Raw genomic sequence first — 25,812 nt, 5'->3', positions numbered from 1 at the left:
GTCGGTACATTTATTAGGCTGCAATCATAAGCACATTGGCTTTGAATTTAAAGCACTGTTCAATTAAATAAAGTCGAGTATATACCTGCAATTTTTTGTGGATTACGATCAAATCAGCGCAAAGTGTTTAAATCCTAGACAAGAATTGCTGATTTAAATGAACGACATTTGCATACATTTTCGTTACTAACCTTTAATTTATTCGTCGTTTATCTTCCATTTTAGGCCGCAAAAGGTCAAAATTAGCGGTTATTCATTTTACTTATTTAATACTTAGGAATTCTCATGCTCGAAGCCGTAGCGTTGCTTATAGTCGGTCTTGTTTTGCTCGTATGGAGTGCAGATAAACTTGTTTTTGGTTCTGCAGCGATAGCCCGCAACGTCGGTATTTCACCTCTTGTCATCGGCATGACAATCCTTGCGATGGGCTCTTCTGCGCCAGAGATGATGGTTTCTGCAACCGCAGCCTGGGACGGAAAAACCGATACTGCAGTGGGTAACGTTTTAGGCTCAAACATCGCGAACATCGCGTTAATCCTAGGTATTACAGCACTCATCAAGCCTCTGTCGATTAGTTCCGCGGTCATCCGCCGGGAACTGCCATTAATGATTGCAGTAACAGTACTCGCCGGTATTCTGCTTTGGAATAGCCATCTCGGTTTTTATGAAGGTGTCTTATTGTTTGTACTCTTTGGGGCATTTTTATTTGCTATGTTGCAGATCAGCCGCAAAGAACAAAAATCAGGTGATGTTTTTCTTGATGACCAAGAGTCAGAGATCCCAGAAGGCGTCAGCAACCCTAAAGCGATCATGTGGGTGGTTATTGGCCTGATACTGCTTCCTTTGGCAGCAAGCATGCTAGTGGATAACGCAGTGATTATTGCGAAGTATTTTGGCATGAGCGATCTTGTCATCGGTCTGACTATCATTGCCATCGGCACTAGTCTACCTGAGCTCGCAGCATCGCTTGCTGGTGTTTTAAAAGGTGAAGACGACATGGCCGTCGGTAACATTATTGGCTCGAATGTGTTTAATATTCTGGCCGTAATGGGCATTCCTGGCATCATTAATCCATCGGTGCTGAGTGAGTACGCGATGGGACGTGACTTCTGGGTCATGTTAGGCGTTTCACTGTTACTTGTCGCGATGTGTTTGGGTAAATCACGCAGTATTAACCGTATTGAAGGTGCAATCTTGTTTGCATGCTTTCTAGGTTATCAAGTGTACTTATTCGCAAACATGGCCGCTTAATTACCACGATAAATAAGTAGAGAACTGATATGTCCAATCAATTTGATTTTCGCGCTGCTGCTAAACAAGTTCTTGATATCGAAGTTGCTGCTCTGCAAGAGCTGGATACCTACTTTGATGATCAATTTGAGAAAGCGTGCGAACTGATCCTTTCCAACAGCGGCAAAGTAGTCGTTATGGGTATTGGCAAGTCAGGCCACATTGGTAACAAGATTGCTGCGACTCTGGCAAGCACGGGGACTTCTGCGTTTTTCGTTCACCCTGGCGAAGCAGCACATGGCGACTTGGGCATGATCAGCCCTGGAGATATTGTGCTCGCAATTTCTAACTCTGGTGAGTCAAACGAAATTCTGTCTCTATTTCCGGTATTAAAACGCCTGAACATCAAGATAATTAGTATGACAGGCAAGCCAGAATCCAATATGGCAAAACTGTCTGACTTGCACCTACAAATTACGGTACCTCAAGAAGCTTGCCCACTAGGGTTGGCACCGACCAGCAGTACCACGGCCACATTAGTAATGGGAGACGCATTAGCCGTAGCCCTACTCCAAGCGCGTGGTTTTTCTGCCGAAGATTTTGCTCTATCTCATCCAGGTGGCGCGTTAGGGAGAAAACTGCTGCTTAAGTTGTCTGATATTATGCACTTTGGAGAAGCGTTACCTAAAGTTTCTCCAAACGCATTGATTCGCGATGCCCTGCTTGAAATTTCAGAAAAAGGGCTAGGCATGACCGCTATCGTCGATGAACACGATGCTATGCTTGGTATATTCACCGATGGTGATTTACGTCGCACCTTAGACAAACGCATTGATATTCATACGACCGCGATTGGCGAAGTCATGACGACAAATCCAACCACAGCGCACCCTGATATGCTAGCGGTTGAAGGTTTGAACTTGATGCAGAATAAAAATATTAACGCTCTGATTTTATGTAAAGACGAAAAAATTGTGGGTGCACTGAACATGCACGATTTACTAAAAGCTGGCGTGATGTAATATCAGCACAAACATTTAAATCATTTATTACACAAATAAAGGCAATGGTCAGGGAAGTACTGAGCTAAACGATAGGCCTTCATTATATGAGTTTTACTCGCCTTATTTATTTGCTCTTGATCTTCGTTGTCGCATGGTGCGGTTATTACCTACTGACCCCAAAAGGCAACGACGCAATTCAAGTAGCACCAGATTCTGAACTGCCCATGTTCAGTGGTACTGGACTGGAAAACATCACCTATGGTGAAGATGGTGTCCGCAGTTACATCATCCGCTCCACGAACTTAGACCATTATGCTAAGAGTGGAGATACCATTTTTAATAACCCGACTTTGATGGTTTACCGTGAAGGTAGCGTCATTGAATGGAAGGTGACGGCCACAAGAGCCGTGTTAGATGAAGACCAAGTCTTAACGTTATATGACAAAGTCTTAATGCAAAATCTTCTGCCGGGTGCGAGTTTTGATACCATGGCAACAGACAAGTTAGTCATTAATCTAACCAATCGTGATTTTAAAGCTGATCAACAGGTCATGTTGGTTGGGCCACAATTTGAAACTACTGGAGGCGCAATGCAAGGCAACTTAAAGCAGCATACCGCAACTCTGACAGACGAAGTTCAAGGTCGATATGAAACCGTTACACCTTAGCCTACTGGCACTGGTATTGGCGGCGCCTCAAGCGCTGGCACTTAAGTCGGATACTCAACAACCGGTTTACATTAACTCTGACACCCAACAAGTGGATATGAAGAGTAACCAGGTTATTTTTAAAGGCGATGTATCTCTTAAGCAAGGTAGCATCAATATCGATGCTGATAGAATCGTGGTAACGCGCGATCCTAAAACCGAAGCCATCAAACAGATTCAAGCATTTGGTAAACCTGCCAAGTTTTCTCAGCTGATGGACGATGGTAAAACACTGAGTGGTCAAGCTGTGGAGCTGGATTACCGTATTTCTACAGACGAACTGACCATGAAAGGTCAAGCGCAACTGGCACAAGACAACAACACCATTAAAGGTTCTTCGATTCGTTACCAAATTGGTAAACAAAAGCTAGTCGCTGATAGCTCTAAGGAAGAGCGCGTTACGACCATTTTGCAACCCAATCAGATAGAGAACTAATATGGCAGTACTGAGTGCGAAAAACTTGGCGAAAAGCTACAAAAAGCGCAAAGTCGTAACCGATGTTAGCTTGGAAGTTGAATCTGGTCAGATTGTTGGGCTGCTAGGCCCAAACGGCGCAGGTAAAACCACCTCGTTTTATATGATTGTCGGCTTGGTGCCACGAGATGAAGGCACCATTACCATTGATGATAAAGACATCAGTATTCTGCCGATGCACAGTCGTTCGCGTCTCGGGATTGGCTACCTTCCGCAAGAAGCGTCGATTTTCCGTAAGCTGTCGGTGGAAGATAACATCATGGCCGTACTCGAAACTCGTCAAGAAATGACACGTGAAGAGCGCCAAGATAAGCTGGAAGATTTGTTGGAAGAATTCCACATTCAGCACATCAGAACCAGTGCGGGTATGGCACTATCGGGGGGTGAGCGACGCAGAGTGGAAATCGCTCGCGCTTTAGCAGCCAACCCTCAATTCATTTTGTTGGATGAACCTTTCGCTGGTGTTGACCCAATCTCGGTTAATGACATCAAGAAAATCATCGAGCATCTACGCGATCGCGGCCTCGGAGTGTTAATCACTGACCATAACGTGCGTGAAACACTGGACGTATGCGAAAAAGCCTATATCGTAAGCCAAGGGCACCTAATTGCATCGGGAACTCCGGCAGAAGTTCTCAATAATGAACAGGTGAAACAAGTTTATCTCGGCGAACAATTCCGTCTATGATTATATTAGGAACGGTAAGATTCTGAGCATTACAAGGTAAGTAACACTGAATGAAACCTTCATTACAACTCAAGCTAGGTCAACAGTTAGCCATGACGCCACAGTTGCAACAAGCGATTCGCTTACTGCAACTGTCGACACTCGATCTTCAACAGGAAATCCAAGAAGCCTTGGATTCAAACCCATTATTGGAAGTTGAAGAAGGCCAAGATGAGCCTCTAGCAAACGGTGAAGATAAATCAGCGGTCGAGGCTGCTGATAGCAACAGTGCTAACGAACCAGCAGACATTGACGTTCCAGACAGTTCAGACGTAATTGAGAAGTCAGAGATCAGCTCTGAACTTGAAATCGATACCACTTGGGATGACGTCTACAGCGCGAATACTGGTAGCACTGGCTTAGCTCTTGACGATGATATGCCCGTCTACCAAGGCGAAACCACGGAATCATTGCATGACTACCTAATGTGGCAGCTTGACCTGACACCATTCAGTGAAACCGATCGTACGATTGCATTAGCGATTATTGACGCTGTTGACGACTACGGTTACCTAACCCTATCTCCTGAAGAAATTCATGAGAGCTTCGATAACGAAGAGATTGAGTTAGACGAAGTAGAAGCCGTTCGTAAACGTATTCAGCAGTTCGATCCGCTCGGTGTGGCATCACGCAACTTACAAGAGTGCCTACTGCTACAGCTAGCGACTTTCCCAGAAGACACACCGTGGCTTGCTGAAGCCAAAATGATTCTTGCGGATCATATTGATCACCTGGGGAACCGTGATTACAAGCTCGTCATCAAAGAGACTAAGCTGAAAGAAGCCGATCTCCGTGAAGTCCTCAAACTTATCCAGCAGTTAGATCCTCGTCCCGGTAGTCGTATCACACCGGATGATACCGAGTACGTAATTCCAGATGTGTCCGTTTTTAAAGACAACGGCAAATGGACCGTTTCTATCAACCCAGATAGCGTTCCAAAATTAAAAGTAAATCAACAATATGCTCAATTAGGCAAAGGCAATAGCGCGGATAGCCAGTACATCCGCAGCAATTTGCAAGAGGCAAAATGGTTAATTAAGAGCTTAGAGAGTAGAAACGAGACGCTACTCAAAGTTGCAAGATGTATTGTTGAACATCAACAAGATTTCTTCGAGTATGGTGAGGAAGCCATGAAGCCAATGGTACTAAATGATGTAGCCTTGGCAGTGGACATGCATGAATCCACGATTTCTCGTGTAACAACACAAAAATTTATGCATACACCACGTGGCATTTTTGAATTGAAGTACTTCTTCTCTAGCCATGTTAGTACTGACAACGGCGGAGAATGTTCGTCAACAGCAATTCGCGCACTCATTAAAAAACTGGTCGCAGCAGAGAATACTGCTAAACCACTGAGTGATAGCAAGATTGCTGCTCTTCTGGCTGACCAAGGGATTCAGGTCGCGAGACGTACGATAGCCAAATATCGAGAATCCTTGGGAATTGCCCCTTCAAGTCAGCGTAAACGCCTATTATAAGGCACTAACTGAAAAGGAAAGTCTATGCAAATCAATATTCAAGGCCATCACGTTGATCTTACCGATTCAATGCAAGACTATGTAAATTCTAAGTTTCAGAAGCTCGAAAGGTTCTTCGACCATATCAATCAAGTACATGTTGTACTAAAAGTTGAAAAAATCACTCAAATCGCGGAAGCTACGCTTCATATAAATCAAGGCGAAATCCACGCATCAGCTGATGACGAAAATATGTATGCCGCGATCGATTCGCTGGTAGATAAATTGGTTCGCCAACTCAATAAGCACAAAGAAAAACTAAACAGTCATTAATCATGCAACTGAGCGAAATACTGTCATTGGACTGCACCAAGAGTGCGGTCCACTGCACGAGTAAAAAACGCGCCCTTGAAATGATCAGCCGCATCGTGGCTGATCAAACGGGCCAAGATTCTACCGAACTGTTCGAGTGCATGCTCAACAGAGAGAAAATGGGCAGTACTGGTATCGGAAACGGTATTGCGATCCCACACGCTAGAATGCAATCGAGCGACAAGGCTATTGCTGTCTTGCTGCAATGTGATGAAGCAATTGAATTCGATGCGATTGATAATCGACCTGTCGACCTTCTTTTTGCGCTCCTTGTACCAGAAGAACAGTGCAAAGAGCACCTCAAGACTCTATCCTCTATGGCAGAACGTCTGAGCGATAAGCAAGTATTGAAACTACTGCGCAATGCTCAGAGTGATGAAGAACTTTACGACATCATGATTCACCAATAAGCAGGACGGACATCATGCGACTAATCGTGGTTAGCGGGCACTCAGGTGCCGGTAAGAGTATTGCGCTGCGCGTACTGGAAGACTTAGGTTATTACTGTGTTGATAACCTCCCAGTGAATTTGCTGGACGCATTTGTTCACTCTGTTGCTGACAGCAAGCAGAATGTTGCGGTAAGCATTGATATTCGCAATATCCCTAAAAAGCTAAAAGAACTGACTGGTACACTGGAGCAGTTGAAAACAGAGCTTGATGTGACCGTGCTTTTCTTGGACGCCAATAAGGAAACGCTACTCAAACGCTACAGCGAAACACGCCGAATCCACCCTTTATCTTTAGGTGGCACCTCTCTCTCCCTTGACCAAGCCATCGAGCGTGAGAAAGAAATTTTAACGCCACTTAAAGCGCATGCCGATCTTGTACTGAACAGCAGTGGACAATCTTTGCATGAGTTGAGTGAAACCGTGCGTATGCGTGTTGAAGGCAGAGATCGCAAAGGGCTTGTTATGGTATTTGAGTCTTTTGGCTTCAAATATGGCCTGCCTTCCGATGCCGATTACGTATTCGACGTTCGCTTCTTGCCCAACCCACATTGGGAACCAGCGTTGCGCCCACTTACGGGTTTGGATGCCTCTATCGCCGCATTTTTGGAGCAGCACCAATCGGTGTTAAGTTTGAAATACCAAATTGAAAACTTTATAGAGAATTGGTTACCTCTGCTCGAGAAAAACAATCGCAGCTATTTGACCGTTGCAATAGGTTGTACCGGTGGTAAACACCGTTCGGTGTACTTAACTCAGCAAATCGGTGAGTACTTCGCCAATAAAGGACACCAAGTGCAAATTCGCCATACCTCACTAGAGAAAAACACTAAGGAGTAGCTGTGGAGTTAAGTCGTAAAGTATTGATTCAAAATCGCCTTGGCTTACATGCTCGCGCAGCCGTCAAACTGGTCGAACTGGCCCAGAGCTTTGAAGCGGTCATCACTATCGACAATGAAGAAGACAAAACCGCCACAGCAGACAGCGTAATGGGTTTATTAATGCTTGAGTCTGCTCAAGGACAGTACGTCACAATCCACGCTGCGGGTGAGCAAGCAGAAGAAGCACTGGATGCCGTTTGCCACTTAATCGAAGATAAATTTGATGAAGGCGAGTAATTTACTCGCTTTTTTATTACCTCTCACTCTCCTTCCCCTCACTGCTCCAAGAAATAAATTTGCTTAGTATCATAAGTTGTTATTAAAAGGCGCCTAGAATTAAGTTATTATTCAACGCATTGTAAATATCAGGAATTGGGAGGAATGAATGGCAGAGCAAATTGAATTCGACCAAGCTCACCAAGCCCTCCAAGAAGTCACAGAAGCGCTAGAAAATGGCCGCTTCGTCCATGTTCGTCGTCAGTTACAGGACATGGAACCTGAGGATATCGCTCACCTTTTAGAAGCCTCTCCACGCAAAAGCCGTGAAGTTCTCTGGCAACTCACCGACCCTGAAGACTACGGTGAAATCCTCGACGAACTGAACGAAGACGTCAAAGATAGTCTCGTATCCAAAATGGCACCAGAAGCGCTTGCAGAAGCGACAGAAGGCATGGATACCGATGACGTGGCTTATGTACTGCGTAGCTTGCCAGACAACCTGTCACGCGAAGTCCTGTCGCAAATGGACTCCTCTGACCGTCTGCGTGTCGAAACCGCCCTGTCCTACCCAGAAGACACTGCAGGTGGACTGATGAACACCGACGTTATCACGATTCGTGGTGACGTAGATGTGGACGTGGTTTTACGTTATCTGCGTATGAAAGGTGAACTACCAGAAGCAACGGATGCACTTTATGTCATTGATGAAGAAAGCAAACTGATTGGTGAACTACCCATTACTCTGCTGATCACGACCCAGCCTGATGTCAAAATTGTCGACATCATGGAAGATGCTGACGAAGCGATCACTGTCGATACCAGTGATTCAGATGTTGCTAGTCTGTTCGAACGTCGTAACTGGGTCTCTGCTCCTGTCGTAGACGAGAATCAGCATCTCGTTGGCCGTATCACTATCGATGACGTAGTTGACGTTATCCGTGAAGATGCCGAACACTCGATGATGAGTATGGCAGGTATGGATGATGATGAAGATACCTTCGCACCCGTTGTAAAATCAGCTCGCAAACGCAGTATCTGGCTTGGGGCTAACGTGTTGGCCGCACTCGCCGCCGCTTCTGTTTCTAACATGTTTGAAGCCACGCTAGACCAGATGGCTGCCATTGCCGTATTGATGACGATTGTTCCTTCCATGGGTGGTGTCGCTGGTAACCAAACCGTCGCACTAGTGATTCGTGGTCTTGCTCTTGGTCATATCGGTGACTCGAACAAACGAGAACTGTTGATGAAAGAAGCCTCGATCGGTTTACTCAACGGCATCATGTGGGCGCTGATTATTGGCGGCATTGTTGTCGCTTGGAAAGGAAACTGGATGCTAGGGGGAATCATTTCCGCCGCGATGCTGACTAACTTATTGGTCGCTGGGGTTGCCGGAGTAACGATTCCAATCCTCTTAAAGAAAATGAACATCGACCCAGCTTTAGCTGGTGGTATGGCGTTAACGACCGTAACGGATGTAATTGGTTTATCAGTATTCTTAGGGCTTGCCACAATACTGATTACCTAACTGAAAAAACTAAAAAGCCTGATGAACACATCAGGCTTTTTTAATTCTGAATTAGGAAAGCTTACTCACCCGCCACTTTCATCGCATCCAGTAAGATTGAACCCGTTTGAATTTGCGAGCGCGTTTCAACGTCGCTACCTACGGCAACAATCTTATTGAACATGTCTTTTAGATTACCAGCAATGGTAATTTCCGATACTGGGTATTGGATTTCGCCGTTCTCAACCCAAAAGCCTGCAGCACCGCGAGAGTAATCACCTGTTACCACGTTCACGCCTTGCCCCATCACTTCTGTCACTAGCAAACCAGTGCCGAGCTCTTTGAGCATTTGTTCGAAGTTTTGACCAGTCGATTTCACGTACCAGTTATGGATGCCACCAGCGTGACCTGTCGGCGCCATCTTCATTTTACGTGCGGCATAACTGGTTAACAGGTAAGTCGCTAGCACACCGTCAGTGATGATCTCACGATCTTGAGTGTACACGCCTTCGCTATCGAAGGGGCTTGACGCCAAACCACGTAATACATGTGGACGCTCCGAGATATTGAACCACTCAGGAAGCACTTGCTTACCAAGGTGATCAAGTAGAAAAGAAGATTTACGGTACAGGTTACCACCGCTGATCGCCATAACAAGGTGACCAATCAAGCCAGTTGCAACATCAGCAGCAAACATGATTGGGTATTTACCTGTCTTTAGGCGCTGCGCATCTAAGCGGTTAATCGTATTCTCTGCCGCCTTACGACCCACTGTTTCTGGTGTCCATAAGTCATCGCGATGACGTGCCACTGTGTAGCTGTAATCACGCTCCATTTCGCCATTTTGACCAACGCCAATCACACAACAGCTGGTACTGTGGCGGCTAGACGCATAGCTTGCTAATAAGCCATGGCTGTTACCATACACTTTTACACCGTAGTGGCTATCATAACTCGCGCCATCACTTTGCTTGATTGCACTGTTATAACTTAACGCTTCTTTTTCAGCGGCGATCGCCACATCGGCAGCATAATCGGGATCAGGGGCGTCTGGGTGGAAAAGATCAAGCTCAGGGATCTCTTGAACCATGTATTCTTTGGCTGCGGGCCCTGCAAATGGATCTTCAGATGTGTAATGCGCAATATCCAGCGCCGCAATAACGGTTTGCTCGATAGCAGCTTCACTTAAATCAGACGTGGAAGCACTGCCTTTGCGTTGACCTCGGTAAACGGTAATGCCCAGCGCACCATCGCTGTTGAACTCGACATTCTCTACCTCGCCCATGCGAGTAGATACACTTAAACCAGTGCTTTTGGTAATTGCGACTTCGGCGGCGTCAGATTTTGCCGATGCAAGCTTTAAGGCTCTTGCGACGGCTTGCTCTAGCTCGGTACGTTGCTCAGCAACCTGCTGTTTAATATCCATTGTCTTTCACATCTTGTCTTTGATGAACAATAGGATAACAAGAATTTCGCTTTCTCCCCACGATTCTTGTTAAAATAGTCATAATATTAATCAAAACACAGGCAACTGAAATGGCACGTAAGAATCAAAAAGCGCCATGGGAACCAGAAGAAGAGATCATCTGGGTAAGCAAATCCGAGATGAAGCGAGACATGGAAGAACTGCAAAAGCTAGGTGAGGAGCTTGTCGGCCTCAAACCTGCAGTTCTCGAAAAGTTTCCATTGAGCGAAGACCTGCGAGAAGCAATTGCAGACGCACAACGCTTTAAAAACGAAGCACGTCGTCGCCAATTACAACGTATTGGTAAGTTGATGCGTTATGAAGATCCAGAGCCAATCCAAGCGGCGTTGGATAAGATTCGTAACAAGCACTCTCAATTAACGGCGGTATTCCACAAGCTTGAAGCGTTGCGTGATCGCGTGGTGGAAGAAGGCGACAAAGCCATTGATGACGTAATGGAAATGTACCCAGAAGCGGATCGTCAGCGTCTACGCCAATTGGCTCGCCAAGCAGCGAAAGAGAAAAAGGCTGGGAAACCAGCAAAAGCGTACCGCGAAATCTTCCAGATCCTAAAAGGTCTGAACGAAGAAGAGTTTTAATTCGACGGTTCGATGCCAACGAGCATTCAATTAACGAAAAAAGCAGACATGATGTCTGCTTTTTTATCTTTTACTTAAATGTCAGCGTTACACCAAGCGATTAATACGCTCTCCGCGCTCGAAAGCGTTAATGTTCTCAATCAAGATTTCCACTAAACGTTGAATCGATGAGTCGCTGCCCCATGCAACATGCGGTGTAAGTAACAAATTAGGTAAACCCATATTGGCAATCAGCGGATTGCTCTCATCAGCTGGTTCTTGGGTAAAGACATCAAAGCCAGCCGCAGCGATTTCTCCCTGCTTTAGGGCATCCACCAGCGCTTGCTCATTCACCAAGCCTCCACGCCCCGTATTAATTAGAATGGCGTTGGACTTCATTTGTTGCAACTCTGCTTGACCAATTAAATTCTGAGTATGCTCGTTGAGCGGACAGTGCAAAGTCAACGCATCAGAGCGTTTCAATACTTCCTCAAACGGCACATAACCAGGTCGGCATTCTGATGCACCTTTACGCTCAGCAAAGATCACCTGCATGCCTAGCGCATTAGCTAACTGTGCTGTCGCTTGCCCTAAAGCGCCGCTGCCAATAACACCTAGCGTGCTACCACCTATATCCCCGATTGGGTGCGTAAAAAAGCAAAACTGCTTATTACGCTGCCATTCGCCAGCGGCAATATCTTGATGGTAACCAAATAAATTTCGGCGTAAAGCAAACAGCATCGCAATCACGTGCTCAGGTACCGAACGCGTCGCGTAACCACGTACATTGGCAGCCGCAATATCATGCTTAGCACAGTAGTCCACATCGACGTTGTTAAAACCAGTCGCGGCAACCGCGATCATCCGCAATTGTGGTAGTTGCTCTAATATATTTTGGTCAAGCAGGACTTTATTGCTAATCACGATATCTGCACCTGCTAACCTTTCTATTACCTGCTCTGGCGCGGTTAAGTCGTACTCACGCCAGTAGTGCTGAAAGCTAGGTCGTGGGATCTCAATATGTTCTGGGATGGTCGCACGGTCCAAAAATACGATGGTCGGCAAAGACATAACAACTCCTTGTTCACGGCTGAAAGACAGGATACATCAACCACAGTAACGAAATAGCGAACTAGAAAGAACCGTTGTTGACTGCGGTTGGCATTAAGGGTGTGGCAACGTTTTATAATCAGGCAATGTACGTTCTGGCGAAAAATAGTTAAAGATCGCCGCCTCGGCTTCAGGATAAAAGTCACAGGGTACAAAAATACTGCTCAGCTGATCCGTGGCTGGGTGATAAAAACTTAGCTCCGCAGCGTGCAACTCTAAACGTTCTGAAAACTGATACGCCTCTTCGCTTGCATAAAACTCATCACCCACAATCGCATGACCAATCGCCATCAAATGCACGCGTAACTGATGCGATCGACCAGTAATGGGCAGTAGTCGCACAACGGTCGTATGGGTGCCATCTGGATGCACTTCACGCTTCACCACTTGGAATAAAGTTTGAGATGGCTTGCCGTCGTCGAAGCATACTTTTTGTCGCGGACGATTTGGCCAATCACAAATTAATGGAAGATCAATATTCCCTTCTTGCGGCTCAACATGCCCCCAAACACGTGCGTAATACACCTTGTGGGTGAGACGATATTGGAACTGCTTTTTTAATGCTCGCTCCGAAGGTTTGTTTTTCGCCAGCAGCATCAACCCTGATGTCGACATATCCAAGCGATGCACTACTTGGATTTCTGGATGCACTTCCTTGAGGCGGCTCCACATGCTGTCGTAATGCTCTGCAAGTCGACCAGGAACAGACAGTAACCCAGATGGCTTATTCACTGCCAGAATGTCGTCATCCTCAAAAACGATATCGACCCAAGGATCGGTGGGAGGGGTATATTCAAGCATTGCCATGGGAGATCTCTACAAAATAAAAACGCCGCGATTATATACCCAAATAGCACCCAGATGCAGGGTTCTGAAGAAAAGTTCAAACCAATAAAACAAAGTCAATCCTTTAGCATAAAAACTAAAAATAGCACGTTGTAAATTTAGTTTGACAACAAGACGCATAACTGAATAGAGTGCTAGATGCACACAGCATGATATTCGCAAAGAATACTTAAAATAAATACATCAAAACACAGCATTTAAAAGACATTACCGTTGCGCAGTATAGGGCGAGCGCTCAGCTTGTCATGTACTGCGGTATGTATCTCTTTAGAAAGATACATAAGATAAAAAGGACAATAAGCAATGGACTCCGCCGTTATAGATAAACCCCAATCCAAACTTTCCTTATTTTTTCGTTCGCTAGGCCCCGGCATATTAATGGCATCTGCTGCGGTCGGTGGCTCTCACCTCGTCGCATCAACCAAAGCTGGTGCGATTTATGGTTGGCAATTGGCTGCACTGATTCTGCTCGTAAACCTGTTTAAATACCCTTTTTTCCGAGCGGGCGTACAGTACACCATGGGGACAGGGCTCACCTTGGTTGAGGGCTACGCGAAATTAGGTCGGCCTTACCTATGGCTATTTCTATTTCTGAGCGTGGTCTCAGCCGTAATCAATACCGCCGCTTTGTTGATGTTTAGCGCTAGCTTGCTGGGCTACTTCATTCCGTTTTCACTATCAATGGCATCACTCAGTATCATTGTGATTGTCACCTGCCTGATCATATTATTTGCTGGCCATTACAAAGCGCTCGATACGTTATCTAAGGTGATCATGTCGGTGTTAACCATCGCGACTTTACTTGCCGTTTCTATCGCCTTTGGTAACCCTGTTGAGCAAGTGGCCAACTTCGAGCCACCGTCACCTTGGTCGATTGCGGCAATTGGCTTTATCGTCGTAACAATGGGGTGGATGCCAGCACCGATAGAGATCTCCTGTTTAACCTCTGCGTGGTTAAAACGCCAATCAAGCCAGCAAGAAGTAACATACCGCTCTGCTCTATTTGACTTTAATGTCGGTTATATTGGCACGGCTTTTCTTGCCATTATCTTTGTATCATTAGGTTCTTTGATGCTTTATGGCTCTGGCGTTGCGCTTGAAAGCTCTGGCGTTGGCTTCTCCCACCAATTGGTTGGCTTATATGCGGCAACAATTGGCGAATGGTCTCGTTACTTAATCGCGGTAATTGCGTTTTTCTGTATCTTTGGCAGCACGATTACCGTTATTGATGGCTACTCACGCGTTATTTCTGACTCTCAACGTCTACTGCGCTCACAACCAGACACTAACCCTAAAGCCACGTCAGCGATCATGCTGGTAGTCTCCTTACTTGCATTAGGTATTGTGGTTTTCTGGGCTTCTGCGTTATTGCCTATGCTGAACTTTGCGATGATCCTCGCCTTTATGACCACGCCATTCTTTGCTCTGCTAAATTACACATTAGTGAGCAAAACCGAGTTACCTGAACCTTTGGCTGTTGGACCTAAATTGAAGTGGTTGTCGATTGCCGGTTTGATTTACTTGTTTGGCTTCTTGGCTGTATTTATCTGGTGGAAGTGGTTGATGTAAATTACTTAGCTATCAGTGATTAATGCATTCCGCATAAAGAAACTAAACCGCAAATAAAGAAAAAGGTCTTCAACTGAAGACCTTTTTTTAATGAACAATAAATGCTTACTTAGTTGTGGCTTACCACAATCAAACGTAGCGAGTCGAGCTGCACTTGAGCTTGGTTGATGTAACCAGTGAGCTCCTTAATTTGTGCATCAATGGCTTCAATTTCTTCGTCACGAATATTTGGGTTTACCGCTTTCAGTGCTTGCAAACGCTCAAGTTCTGCATTCAAGCTATGCTGCATATCTTGATGAGCTTGCTTGCGTACTTCCTCAACCTTCTCTTCGATAAGATTGTCCCCCGCTTCGATCAAGCGGTGTACGTCTTTCTGTACCGACGTGACCAACTTGCTGCCTAAGTGACGGTTTACAGGGCTGAGCTGGCGGTTAAAGCTTTCAAATTCCACTTGAGCAGACAAGTCATTGCCACGCGAGTCCATCATCAAACGGATTGGCGTTTTCGGTAAGAAGCGCGCGATGCCACTGCGTTTTGGTGCTTGCGCATCTACCGCGTAAATCAACTCAAGAAGAATGGTCCCAACTGGTAACGCTTTGTTTTTCAGTAGAGATACCGCAGACGTCCCCACCCCTTCACTCATCAGAAGATCGATACCACCCTGGATCATTGGGTGCTCCCAACTGATAAAGTGCATATCTTCACGAGATAAAGCCGTATCACGATCAAAAGTGATCGTCGCCCCTTCGTATGGCAGGCCTGGATAGCTTGGTACCATCATGTGCTCAGATGGGGTCACAATCAGTGCGTTTTCACCTTTGTCGTCTTGATTCAAGCCAATCGTATCAAAAAGAGAAAGTGCGAAGGTGACCAGATTGGTATCGCCGTCGGTTGATTCAATTTTCTCAACGATTTGTTGTGCTTTTTCCCCGCCATTTGAATGCATTTCTAACAGGCGGTCACGGCCTTGCTCCAATTGGGATTTCAGCTCTTTATTCATTTTTGCTGACGCTTCAATGATCTCACCCAGCGTGGTGGTGTCACCAGAAGCAAGGATTTCAATCAAGTCATCAGAGTACTTATCGTAAACGGCACGGCCTGTTGGGCAGGTTTCTGCAAAAGCGTTTAAACCTTCATCAAACCAGCGAGCAAGAATGGCTTGCGAGGTACCTTTCAGGTAAGGAATATGAATGTCGATGTCGCGGTTTTGGCCGATACGGTCCAAACGACCGATACGTTGCTCAAGCAAATCTGGGTTGAATGGCAAGTCGAACATGACAAGTTGGTTGGCAAACTGGAAGTTACGACCTTCAGAGCCGATTTCACTACAGATAAGAACCTGTGCACCACCTTCTTCTTGCGCAAAGTAAGCGGCTGCTTTGTCACGCTCAAGGATCGACATACCTTCATGGAAGACGGTCGCACGAATACCTTCACGCTCACGCAGTGCTTGCTCCAATTGCAGAGCCGTACTTGCACGAGAGGCAATCACCAGAATTTTCTCGCTGCGCTTCTCTTTTACCTTTTCAAGTAACCAATTCACGCGCGAGTCAAACTGCCACCAGCTTGCGTCATCGCCTTCAAATTCTTGGAAAATTTCTTCCGGGTAAAGGTTCTTCATCGCACGTGCTTCCGAACTCATCTTACCGCCGATCATCCCAGCAACACGCATTGACGTGGTGTATTGCGGTGGAATATCCATTGGCATCAGGTGCACGTTACGCGCAGGGAACCCTTTGATAGCCGCACGTGTGTTACGGAACAGAACTCGTCCCGTACCGTGACGATCCATCAAGTTGTCGATCAACTCTTGGCGCGCTGACGCTTTCGCTTCTTCGTCCGCTTCACTTTCGATAATGCGGAAAAGTGGTTCTACGTCTTGTTCAGACAACAACTCAGTAATCTGGTTTTTCGCTTCATCAGGCAGTTTTTCACCAGAGAAAAGTGAAGTAATCGCATCCGCTACAGGTGCGTATTGCTCTTCTTCCTCGACAAACGCTTCATAATCGTAGAAACGGTCAGGATCCAGCAAACGCAGACGAGCAAAGTGGCTTTCACGACCAAGCTGTTCTGGCGTTGCCGTCAGTAGCAGTACGCCCGGAGTGCGTTCAGCCAAGCCTTCCACTACTTGGTATTCACGGCTCGGTTTATCTTGGCTCCACTCAAGGTGATGCGCTTCATCGACAACCAGTAGGTCCCACTCACCTTCCAGTGCTTGTTCAAAACGCTTGCGGCTCTTGCGTAGGAAGTCCAAAGAACACAGCACGTATTGCTGGGTATCAAATGGGTTTTCTGCATCCGCGAATGCTTCGATACAACGCTCTTCGTCAAAGATAGAGAAATGCAGGTTGAAACGACGCATCATCTCAACCAGCCATTGATGTTGCAGTGTTTCAGGTACCACAATCAAAATACGTTCTGCACGGCCAGACAGCACTTGCTGGTGGATGATCATGCCCGCTTCGATGGTTTTACCCAAACCAACTTCATCCGCCAGTAATACGCGTGGCGCGTGGCGACGGCCAACTTCGTGCGCGATGTAAAGCTGATGAGGGATCAAACCTGCACGCATACCACATAGGCCACGCATTGGGCTCTTATGCTGCTCAAACTGGTTGGTTAGCGCACGGTAACGCAGAACAAAGTTGTCCATGCGATCGATTTGACCGGCGTACAACTTATCTTGAGGTTTATTAAAACGAATTTGGTTGCTCAGAAAAATCTCACGCAGAACAACGGCGGTTTCTTGCGTGTCTTCACGAGTACCGAAATAGGTGTATAGACCTTCATCTTCCAGTACTTCTTCAACTTTTAGAGACCAACCTTCTTGGCAGTCGATGACATCACCAACGTTAAAGGTGACTCGGGTAACAGGTGCATCGTTACGTGCGTAAACTCGGTTTTCCTCTGACGCTGCAAACATCAATGTCACAGTACGAGCATCCATTGCTACAACGGTACCTAAACCTAAATCGCTTTCCGTATCGCTAATCCAGCGCTGCCCCAAAGCAAATGTCATGAATTGACTACCTCGTTATTAGTTCTTGATTCGTGTTTCTTGTTGGTCTACTCATGCCCGTAGGCATGGATAATAGTTTAGATCTGATTCTGGCTTCTGCTATGCCAATAGCATTCGTCATTCCAGTATGAACTGAGTATTTTTAAGCCAGCTCAACATGATAAATCGGACGTAGCCTATACGCAGAAAAAGGTCGCTAATCTTACTTGAAGCTGTGATTTAGGTCACGCCGAAACCGCATCAAGCGGAAACTTTTTTTCCCAAACTATAAATGCAATCAAATTGTAAAATACTCATGCCAATTATTAAGTTGTAGAACGTAAATATTACGTATACTTCTAGTGAGGGGCGTTTAAAACCATTGCATATGATTTAAGCGCGTTAGTACACGATTAGGATCAACACGGGTTTGCAGTAAGTTGTCTTGCTACTCGGTTGCACACTAACCGACATCAGCCCGACAACCTCTATTGCAAGCAATCAGAGTTAGGCCGCTTCACACCTATTTGAGAACGACCTAACCACTCGCATGCAGAGCCGTATTACGGCAAGGAGACGCTATGGGCGATACCGATCGGAAACTGTTTGTACTTGATACCAACATTCTTCTTCATGAACCCTTTGCCATCTTCTCTTTCCAAGAACACGATGTCGTTATCCCCATGACCGTGTTGGAAGAACTCGACCGAATCAAAGACAGCAAACGCGATGTCGCAAGAGACGCTCGCGTGGCTATTCGCGCTTTGGAAGATTTGTTTAAAGAAGCAACGCCCGATGAAATTTCTGAAGGTATTCCTGTTTCTAAAGACAGCCCCGACCAAGGCACCATTTCCATTTTGGCGGATTTTGAACTGCAGGAAACCGTCAAAGCCTTCGCCGACAAAGCCGGTGACAACCGCATACTCAATGCGGTGCTTTATCTGCAAAACAAACGAGCACCACGTGAAGTGGTACTGATCACGAAAGACATTAACATGCGTCTGCGCGCTAAAGGTGCTGGCGTACGTTTTGTTGAAGACTACCGAACCGATCAACTGATTGACGACATTCAATACCTCACCAAAGGCTTTCAACTGCGTGAGGGGGACTTCTGGAGTGATATTGAGGAAGTGGAAAGTTATGCGCTGGGCGGAAAAACCTATCACAAGCTCAGTCGTGAACCTTTTGAACCAACCTTTATTAACCAATATGTGATTGATGAAGACAGCGACTTTGCTGGCCGCGTGGAAACCATCAATGAAGACAAATTAACGCTACTCGACCTGAGCCGTGAACGCATGATGCACCGTAAGGCTTGGGACATCACACCAAAAAACATCTACCAAGGAATGGCGTTGGATGCCTTACTTGACCCGGATATTGACCTGGTGATTTTAACCGGTGCCGCTGGTAGTGGTAAAACGCTATTAGCCATGGCAGCAGCACTGGAGCAAACCATTGAAGAAGGCATGTTCGATAAAATTATCGTGACGCGTAACACGCCAGACATCGGTGAATCCATCGGCTTCCTACCCGGCTCAGAAGAGGAGAAAATGATGCCGTGGTTAGCGGCGGTGACCGATACCTTGGAAGCGCTACATAAACACGATCACTGCACTGAAGGCTCATTGAAGTACATCTGCGATAAAGCCAATATTCAGTTTAAATCGATCAACTTTATGCGTGGCCGTTCGATTCAAAATGCGTTTGTGCTGCTTGATGAGTGTCAAAACCTCACCGCTTCACAAATCAAAACCATCATCACCCGCTGCGGCGAAGGAACCAAAATCGTCTGCTCCGGTAACTTGGCGCAGATTGACTCCCATTACCTCACCCCTGTGACCTCTGGTTTGACCTACATGGTTGAACGCTTCAAGAACTTTGAAGGCAGCGCGAATATTCACCTTAACGGCGTGGTTCGTAGCCGCTTGGCAGAGTTTGCCGAAGAGAACCTCTAGTCGACATCGACTCACAAAAACAAAAGAGCGCTCTAATGAGCGCTCTTTTTATAACGATTCGAATGAGTTACTCAGTACCACCCACCGTCAGTGAATCCAATTTCAAGGTCGGCTGACCAACGCCAACTGGCACACTTTGTCCAGCTTTACCACATACGCCAACGCCCTTGTCGATACTTAAGTCGTTACCAACCATCGACACTTGTTGCATGGCTTCAATACCAGAGCCAATCAACGTCGCACCTTTAACAGGGCGCGTAATTTTGCCGTTTTCAATTAAGTACGCTTCCGATGCGGAGAACACAAACTTACCCGAAGTAATGTCCACCTGACCGCCACCAAAGTTTGGCGCATACAACCCTTTTTCTACCGTCGAGATGATTTCTTCTGGCGTATGCTCACCTGGAAGCATGTAGGTGTTGGTCATACGCGGCATCGGCAAATGTGCATACGACTCACGACGACCGTTACCTGTTGGGTTCACACCCATTAACCGCGCGTTTAGCTTGTCTTGCATGTAACCTTTCAGCACACCATTTTCGATAAGCGTGTTGTACTGGCCATTCACCCCTTCATCATCCACATTGAGTGAACCACGAAGGTCTTTTAATGTACCGTCATCAACAATGGTACACAGTGAAGACGTCACTTGTTGACCCATTTTGCCAGAGAAAACCGAAGATTCCTTACGGTTAAAGTCACCTTCTAAGCCATGACCTACCGCCTCATGTAGCAATACGCCTGGCCAACCTGAGCCCAATACCACTGGCATCATGCCTGCTGGCGCGGCTTCTGCTTCAAGGTTAACCAACGCCATGCGAATCGCTTCGTCTGCATAATGGAAAGCTTGTTTCACACCATTGCTTTCCGTTAAAAAGAAATCGTAACCAAAACGGCCACCGCCACCAGCGCTACCTCGTTCACGTCGTTCACCTTTTTGAGCGAGCACGCTAATAGACAAACGTACCAAAGGACGAATATCGCCTGCATAAGTACCGTCTGTTGCCGCAACAAGCATCTGCTCATGCACACCGCTGATGCTGATCGAGACTTCTTTAATCAATGGTTCTTTAGTGCGGATGTAAGCATCTAGAGACTTAAGTAATTCTGTTTTTTGCTGCTTTTCCCATTCAGCTAGTGGATTCACAGCCGCGTAGTACGCTTGGTTCTCCGTACGTTTAAACGCATGAACTTTGCCATTTTGCCCTTGCTGAGCAATACCGCGCGCCGCCATTGCACTCTGCTTCAGGCCTTCAGGCTGGATTTGATCAGAGTAGGCAAAGCCTGTTTTTTCGCCAGTTACGGCGCGGACACCAACACCACAATCAATGTTAAAAGAGCCATCTTTGATGATGCTGTCTTCTAGAACCAGAGACTCATGCCAGCTGGACTGAAAGTAAATGTCCGCATAATCGATCTGGCGCGTCGCAATGCTGGCAAGCGTGTCAGCAATGTCTTGTTCTGTCAGACCATTTGGGGCAAGGAGTGCCTGTTCTATTTGGTTTGTGCTCATAGTTAGCTCTTTTATTTCCGTCTCAATTCATTTTGAAAGCGACTGTGTTGAGTCAGCGGCATATTCTGCCTTACTTGTTGGCTTTGTGACAAATCTATCTCTGTCACTAACAAGCCTACTTCATCCTGAAGCTGCTTATGGATACGTCCCCAAGGGTCAACGACCATCGAGTGTCCCCATGTTTTTCGTCCACATGGATGCGTTCCAGTTTGTCCGCTTGCCAAAATCCAACATTGTGTCTCAATCGCTCTAGCTCGCAATAATACTTCCCAGTGAGCTTGCCCCGTCACAGCGGTAAACGCAGCAGGCACCACAATGATATCCGCGCCTTCTTGGCGTAATACTTTATAAAGCTCAGGGAAACGAAGATCGTAACAGATGCTCAATCCAACGCTGCCGATATCGGTTTCCGCCACTACAATTTGATTACCCGCCATAAACGTATCCGACTCACGATAACTACCATAACCATCTGCTACGTCGACATCAAACATATGCAGTTTGTCATAGTGAGCAATGCATTTACCGTGCGGCGGCAATACAAGTGTTGTGGTCGTGACACCTTTTGCGGTTTGAATGGGCATGCTTCCGACAATCAGTGTTAACTGGTTCTTTCTTGCGATTTCAGAGAGCCGCTGTTGTATCATGCCACTCCCAAGTGGCTCTGCATGCTGATGGTACGCTTCGCGGTTGGCAAACAGCACCGTATTTTCAGGGGTAAGGACAAGCTTGGCACCTTGCTTACTCGCCAAAGCACACTGTTTTTCAATAAAGTCCAGATTCGCAGTGATATCTGGACCCGATGTCATTTGAATAATGCCAACACGTTCCATGTGTTTCCTCCCTATTCCATTTTAGTCGGTGAGTTATTTCGCCTGTTCACGCAGCTTTTCTGGTAGTTTGTATTCACCTTTACTTCGAGAAATTTCTTTTACCGTTGGAGAGTCTAGTGGGCCTTTCACTTCATAATTGACTTGAGTGAAGACCTCAACCACCGGAGAAATCACTGTTGAGATGGCTAAAACATACAACGCGGTTTGTGGTGCTACTGCAAACGCGGTCAGCATTGGTAGGCCTGATGTGATGTCTGGGGTGAACTTCACTTCCGCATCGACCATTCTGCTGTTCATATTGGCGATGCCGCGGATCTGCATTTCCCCTGCTAACGCATCCATCACGATATCGTTGGTGATAAATACGCCATCTTGGATTTTGCCCGTGCCTGTGATCGAGTTAAACGCCATGCCTTTGTCGAATACGTCGGTAAAGTCGAGCTGCATCTTCCGGATGATAGAATCCAAACTGAACAAGCCTAACAAGCGTGCCGCACCACTGACTTCACTGATCACGCCTTTACCAAATTCCGTTGAGACATTCCCTTGCAAGGTTTGTGTCTTCATCGACCAAGGCGCGCCGTCCCATTCCATATTGGCATTGATCTCAAATGGTGCCTGCTGAATACCTGATGTGATACCAAAGCGCTCCATAAGGTCAGTGTTGTTATCACCTTTCATTTTCATGGTTAAGTTGGAATGGCTATTCTCTTTTGTCAGGTCCCACCAACCGCTCATATCAATACGGTTTTTGCCGCTGCTAAAGGTGATATTTTTCCACTCCAAACGGTTCTCGCGACGCTGTAAATCAACATTCACCTTCCCCACTTTGTAACCTTGCAACCAGAAATCATCGATGTTCAAAGTTAAGTTTGGCATCTCAGCGTGAAACTGGCGGTCAAAATTGGTAATCAAAGGTGCGTTTTGATCCTCACTGGCAAAGAGCGAGCTACGCTCTTTGGTCATCTCTTCAAACCCTGGAATATACAGGTGCAAGTGCTCCAAAGAGACCGATAAGTCATACGGTTTCAGATAGTTAGCCTTACCTTTAACCTCTTGACTGTCCACATCGAGTTGCCAGCTCAAATTCTTTTTGCTTGCGGAGAAGTCCACATCATGAAACTCAATCCCACCAAGCTGCAAGTTTGGCGTTTCAACATCAATCCGTGTCGGCAATGGAATACTCGGCGTCTTCATGCTTGCCAGAACAGATGAGGATTGCTTACCTTCCGAGCCCTGAACCAGCTCTGCCCACTGGTCTAAATTAAGCTCAGCGACACGCACTGATGCATCGTGTCCGACAATAGGGCTGATCCTGAAACCACCTTTGCCGACCATTAAATGAGTCGCCGTCAGAACAGGTACGTCGCCAGTTATATCTATCTCGGTTTGATACTTAGCATTTGGTATCTGTAGTCTTGCTGAAATACTTTCTTGGTTGCCGGATGCCTGTAGTTTTGCTTGCCCGGACTCGCCAACTTGTTTCGCTAGCGGATAGGGATATTGACTCGCTAAACGATTTAGCTGCGCCAACACATCAAGTTGATAGGTGAAGCCTACATCATTAAGTTGTAAGTCAATGTCCATTTGCCACGGCGCATGCCCAGAAACAAGCTTTAACCAACGCTCACCAACATAAGGTTTGAGAGGCTCAACGTCCCAATCCCCTAATGTATTAATCGTCACATTGTAGCCCTGTTCCGCACTCTCACCACGAAAATCGAGGGAGATAGGCTGGGTAAGCAACTCTGCAGACAAACCCGATGTGGTGACCACATCATTATCGAAGTGGATACGCCCTGTGGCTTTCTCCAGCGTCATTGGCGGCGCTTCAATATCGACACGGTTTTCTGTTAAATCGGCATAACCCCAAGCACGGGACTCTTTTTCAAAATCAAACGGAATGTTGAGCTGGAACTCAGAGTAAACCGGACCACTCACTTGCAGCGCCGTCAACGCTGCCCCGACCGAGTCCACCAATGGCGTCGCCATCATGTAGTCACGAACTTCATTACCCGGCGCGCTCGCTTTGGCTTCAATCTCAATGTGTCCACCCTCCGCCAACTCAGGGATTCGCCCAGTAATACGCTTGGCATGAACACCATTTAGCGTGGCGGACTTTGAATCTAAATACATGGCATCATTTTCAAACAGCAAGTCCAGCTGCAGATCAGTGATGGTTGGCCACGCCGTATCAAAGCTAAATTTCGCGTCTTTTAAACCGACCCACGCCTGAAACATGCCATTATGATCTTTGTAAGGAAAATCCCCTAACTCGCCATACCACAGCAGCTTAGCCGTATTCACTTTACCGCCTTGAATCGCAGTCGATAGGTAATCCGTTAAGTCTTGTCCAAGTGCCAGAGTCGGCAGGTAACGCCATGTTTCACCTGCGTTATAGAGATCTGCTTCAGCATAAAACGATAAAAATGGGCTTTGTTCTTTTGGAAAATCAAGACGGAATGCTCCTAGTACTTGAAGATCCGGTGTCGCTGCCGTCACTTTATCAGACCACAAGCGCCAGCCACTCTCATCTTGTTGCCAGATAATATCGACTTCACCTTGTTTGATATTCAGCGGAGCTTGAAATACATCACCGTACGGAAATACATCATCAATGACGGTTACTTTCGCTTTTGCCTGATCTAAATCACCAGATACACTGCCCTGCACATGATGGAATCCTGGTAGCAGTTCCCATTGCGTCATCGCAAGTTCATCCAGTTCCGCGGAGTAGCGTAACGTGTCTAAACCACCGTTCATGGACAAGCGAACATCTTCAACTCGGCCTTTCGGTGCCAATTTGTTGATAAGGTCACTGGTCGATTCTGACTCTGGAGCCAATTTGATGAGCGGAATAAGTGCTTCGATATCGAGTTGAGAAAGGTTGAGCGTCCAACCATTCGGTTGCCAATCAAACGCTGCGTCTAATTCCGGCCAAGGGGTGTTGTCGGTTCGGATCCGAAGTGAGTGACCATTTACTTTCCAACCTTGTTTATCTGGTCGAAGATTGAAAATACCTGACTCGATAAACAGCTCATGACGACCGTTTTCATTCCACACCAGCTCAGAAGGCAACAGTTCAACATACGCATCATTCGGTTGGCTGTGTTTCAGCGTCAGCCAAGTGTTTAAGCTGACCTTACCCGACTCAGCCCCCGACTCTTCTTGCATGTAAGTGGTTAACCAAGGCGTCACTGAGACATTTTGGGCACTTACGTAAAACTCACCAGACACATCACGCAGCGAACCATGGTCTTTAAAGTTAGCGCTCACTAACAATGAATTCAGACGAACATCGGCAATGTTCACGGTGCCTTCTGCTAAGTGGTGCTTGCCTTGGTTGCTCCAACGGAGCTGCTCGATATCTAAACGGCGAGTCTCACCAGATACCGATTTATACCAAATCCGTGAGTCGGTAATGGTGAAGTCTTCAAACTGACGTAAAAGAAGTGAGTCGAGTTGGTCGATGAGCTTCACTTCGCTCTTATCCACACTCGGCTCCTGCTCTTGACGACTAGAGGTCGGCAGAATGTCTACGGTGTGAATATCCAGAGCGAGGTTATGAATGGTGAGGTCAGCGACCACCGGTTTGAGTTGCAAAAGAGATTGAATGAGATCGAATTCAATTTGGATTTCTTCAACGGCAAAGCGTGCATCCTGAATATTCGGCAGATTCGCTTCTAAACCGAGTAGCGCGATCGAGGGGTGATTATTGCGCCACGTCCCTGCGACGTTGGCGATAGAAAAGTCAAAACCTGTGTCCTGCTTGACCCAGGTTTTGATCTCATCTTGGAAGTGGTTAAGTTGTGGCAATGTGACGCGCAGTGTGGTTACTAATATGGCCAATAACACCAGTACAGTAACTAAACTCCACGCACAAAAACGCCCAAAACGGTTAACACCAGAATTCAC

At 46.5% G+C, this 25,812-nt stretch carries 21 protein-coding genes; 14 read left to right on the top strand and 7 right to left on the bottom strand.

Annotation, left to right across the window (positions count from 1 at the left end):
* The first annotated feature begins 285 nt into the window (after nucleotides 1-285).
* From CBX98_RS21940 to mgtE, 11 genes are all read left to right on the top strand, one after another.
* The gene (locus tag CBX98_RS21940) at nucleotides 286-1,251 is read left to right on the top strand and encodes a calcium/sodium antiporter (protein ID WP_005396236.1); all 966 of its coding nucleotides are present in this window, start codon (nucleotides 286-288) and stop codon (nucleotides 1,249-1,251) included.
* A 29-nt stretch (nucleotides 1,252-1,280) separates the two neighbouring features.
* Nucleotides 1,281-2,252, top strand: a complete 972-nt coding sequence (gene kdsD, locus CBX98_RS21935; RefSeq protein ID WP_005396237.1) for an arabinose-5-phosphate isomerase KdsD — start codon at nucleotides 1,281-1,283, stop codon at nucleotides 2,250-2,252.
* Nucleotides 2,253-2,338: 86 nt separating this feature from the next.
* Nucleotides 2,339-2,902, top strand: a complete 564-nt coding sequence (gene lptC, locus CBX98_RS21930; protein WP_005396238.1) for an LPS export ABC transporter periplasmic protein LptC — start codon at nucleotides 2,339-2,341, stop codon at nucleotides 2,900-2,902.
* The gene (lptA, locus tag CBX98_RS21925; protein ID WP_005396239.1) at nucleotides 2,883-3,377 is read left to right on the top strand and encodes a lipopolysaccharide transport periplasmic protein LptA; all 495 of its coding nucleotides are present in this window, start codon (nucleotides 2,883-2,885) and stop codon (nucleotides 3,375-3,377) included. Before lptC ends, lptA begins: the two co-directional genes overlap by 20 nt.
* Before the next feature lies 1 nt (nucleotide 3,378).
* Nucleotides 3,379-4,104, top strand: coding sequence for an LPS export ABC transporter ATP-binding protein (gene lptB / locus CBX98_RS21920; RefSeq protein ID WP_005396240.1), 726 nt, complete (start codon nucleotides 3,379-3,381; stop codon nucleotides 4,102-4,104).
* Between the two features lie 50 nt (nucleotides 4,105-4,154).
* A complete protein-coding gene (locus CBX98_RS21915; protein WP_005396241.1) occupies nucleotides 4,155-5,624 on the top strand; it encodes an RNA polymerase factor sigma-54 in 1,470 nt (489 codons plus the stop codon).
* A 24-nt stretch (nucleotides 5,625-5,648) separates the two neighbouring features.
* Complete coding sequence (hpf, locus tag CBX98_RS21910; RefSeq protein ID WP_005381114.1) at nucleotides 5,649-5,936, top strand: ribosome hibernation promoting factor; 288 nt, start codon at nucleotides 5,649-5,651, stop codon at nucleotides 5,934-5,936.
* A 2-nt stretch (nucleotides 5,937-5,938) separates the two neighbouring features.
* Complete coding sequence (gene ptsN, locus CBX98_RS21905) at nucleotides 5,939-6,385, top strand: PTS IIA-like nitrogen regulatory protein PtsN (protein WP_005381116.1); 447 nt, start codon at nucleotides 5,939-5,941, stop codon at nucleotides 6,383-6,385.
* A 14-nt stretch (nucleotides 6,386-6,399) separates the two neighbouring features.
* Complete coding sequence (rapZ, locus tag CBX98_RS21900; RefSeq protein ID WP_109170274.1) at nucleotides 6,400-7,263, top strand: RNase adapter RapZ; 864 nt, start codon at nucleotides 6,400-6,402, stop codon at nucleotides 7,261-7,263.
* A gap of 2 nt (nucleotides 7,264-7,265) precedes the next feature.
* Complete coding sequence (locus CBX98_RS21895; protein WP_005396244.1) at nucleotides 7,266-7,541, top strand: HPr family phosphocarrier protein; 276 nt, start codon at nucleotides 7,266-7,268, stop codon at nucleotides 7,539-7,541.
* 148 nt (nucleotides 7,542-7,689) lie between these two features.
* The gene (mgtE, locus tag CBX98_RS21890) at nucleotides 7,690-9,048 is read left to right on the top strand and encodes a magnesium transporter (protein WP_006742352.1); all 1,359 of its coding nucleotides are present in this window, start codon (nucleotides 7,690-7,692) and stop codon (nucleotides 9,046-9,048) included.
* A 61-nt stretch (nucleotides 9,049-9,109) separates the two neighbouring features.
* Here the strand turns inward: mgtE and pmbA are convergent, their stop codons facing one another.
* Nucleotides 9,110-10,453 carry a metalloprotease PmbA gene (pmbA, locus tag CBX98_RS21885; RefSeq protein WP_006742351.1) on the bottom strand — a complete coding sequence of 448 codons (1,344 nt, stop codon included), beginning with the start codon at nucleotides 10,451-10,453 and terminating at the stop codon, nucleotides 9,110-9,112.
* A 110-nt stretch (nucleotides 10,454-10,563) separates the two neighbouring features.
* Between pmbA and yjgA the strand changes: the two genes are divergently transcribed.
* Nucleotides 10,564-11,091, top strand: a complete 528-nt coding sequence (yjgA, locus tag CBX98_RS21880) for a ribosome biogenesis factor YjgA (protein ID WP_005396253.1) — start codon at nucleotides 10,564-10,566, stop codon at nucleotides 11,089-11,091.
* Between the two features lie 87 nt (nucleotides 11,092-11,178).
* On the opposite strand, the gene CBX98_RS21875 is transcribed toward yjgA, so the two are convergent.
* The gene (locus CBX98_RS21875) at nucleotides 11,179-12,141 is read right to left on the bottom strand and encodes a D-2-hydroxyacid dehydrogenase (RefSeq protein WP_109170273.1); all 963 of its coding nucleotides are present in this window, start codon (nucleotides 12,139-12,141) and stop codon (nucleotides 11,179-11,181) included.
* A gap of 93 nt (nucleotides 12,142-12,234) precedes the next feature.
* Nucleotides 12,235-12,987, bottom strand: a complete 753-nt coding sequence (locus CBX98_RS21870) for a pseudouridine synthase (protein WP_104969831.1) — start codon at nucleotides 12,985-12,987, stop codon at nucleotides 12,235-12,237.
* 342 nt (nucleotides 12,988-13,329) lie between these two features.
* On the opposite strand from CBX98_RS21870, the gene CBX98_RS21865 reads away from it, so the two are divergent.
* Nucleotides 13,330-14,595: a divalent metal cation transporter gene (locus CBX98_RS21865; protein ID WP_109170272.1), complete on the top strand. Its 1,266-nt coding sequence runs from the start codon at nucleotides 13,330-13,332 to the stop codon at nucleotides 14,593-14,595.
* A gap of 109 nt (nucleotides 14,596-14,704) precedes the next feature.
* Here CBX98_RS21865 and rapA read toward each other — a convergent pair whose 3' ends face one another.
* Nucleotides 14,705-17,614 carry an RNA polymerase-associated protein RapA gene (rapA, locus tag CBX98_RS21860; RefSeq protein WP_109170271.1) on the bottom strand — a complete coding sequence of 970 codons (2,910 nt, stop codon included), beginning with the start codon at nucleotides 17,612-17,614 and terminating at the stop codon, nucleotides 14,705-14,707.
* Nucleotides 17,615-18,174: 560 nt separating this feature from the next.
* Here rapA and CBX98_RS21855 point away from each other — a divergent pair.
* A complete protein-coding gene (locus CBX98_RS21855) occupies nucleotides 18,175-19,551 on the top strand; it encodes a PhoH family protein (protein WP_109170270.1) in 1,377 nt (458 codons plus the stop codon).
* Nucleotides 19,552-19,618: 67 nt separating this feature from the next.
* Here CBX98_RS21855 and tldD read toward each other — a convergent pair whose 3' ends face one another.
* Genes tldD through CBX98_RS21840 form a run of 3 tightly spaced genes read right to left on the bottom strand, consistent with a single transcriptional unit; the run spans nucleotide 19,619 to nucleotide 25,812 of the window.
* Nucleotides 19,619-21,064: a metalloprotease TldD gene (gene tldD / locus CBX98_RS21850; RefSeq protein WP_047009150.1), complete on the bottom strand. Its 1,446-nt coding sequence runs from the start codon at nucleotides 21,062-21,064 to the stop codon at nucleotides 19,619-19,621.
* Nucleotides 21,065-21,075: 11 nt separating this feature from the next.
* The gene (locus CBX98_RS21845; RefSeq protein ID WP_104969835.1) at nucleotides 21,076-21,897 is read right to left on the bottom strand and encodes a carbon-nitrogen hydrolase family protein; all 822 of its coding nucleotides are present in this window, start codon (nucleotides 21,895-21,897) and stop codon (nucleotides 21,076-21,078) included.
* Nucleotides 21,898-21,930: 33 nt separating this feature from the next.
* A complete protein-coding gene (locus tag CBX98_RS21840) occupies nucleotides 21,931-25,812 on the bottom strand; it encodes a YhdP family protein (RefSeq protein ID WP_109170269.1) in 3,882 nt (1,293 codons plus the stop codon).

Source organism: Vibrio sp. T9, from assembly GCF_003123985.1.
Lineage (GTDB): Bacteria > Pseudomonadota > Gammaproteobacteria > Enterobacterales > Vibrionaceae > Vibrio > Vibrio diabolicus.
This window is presented reverse-complemented; position numbering and strand designations above follow the sequence as displayed.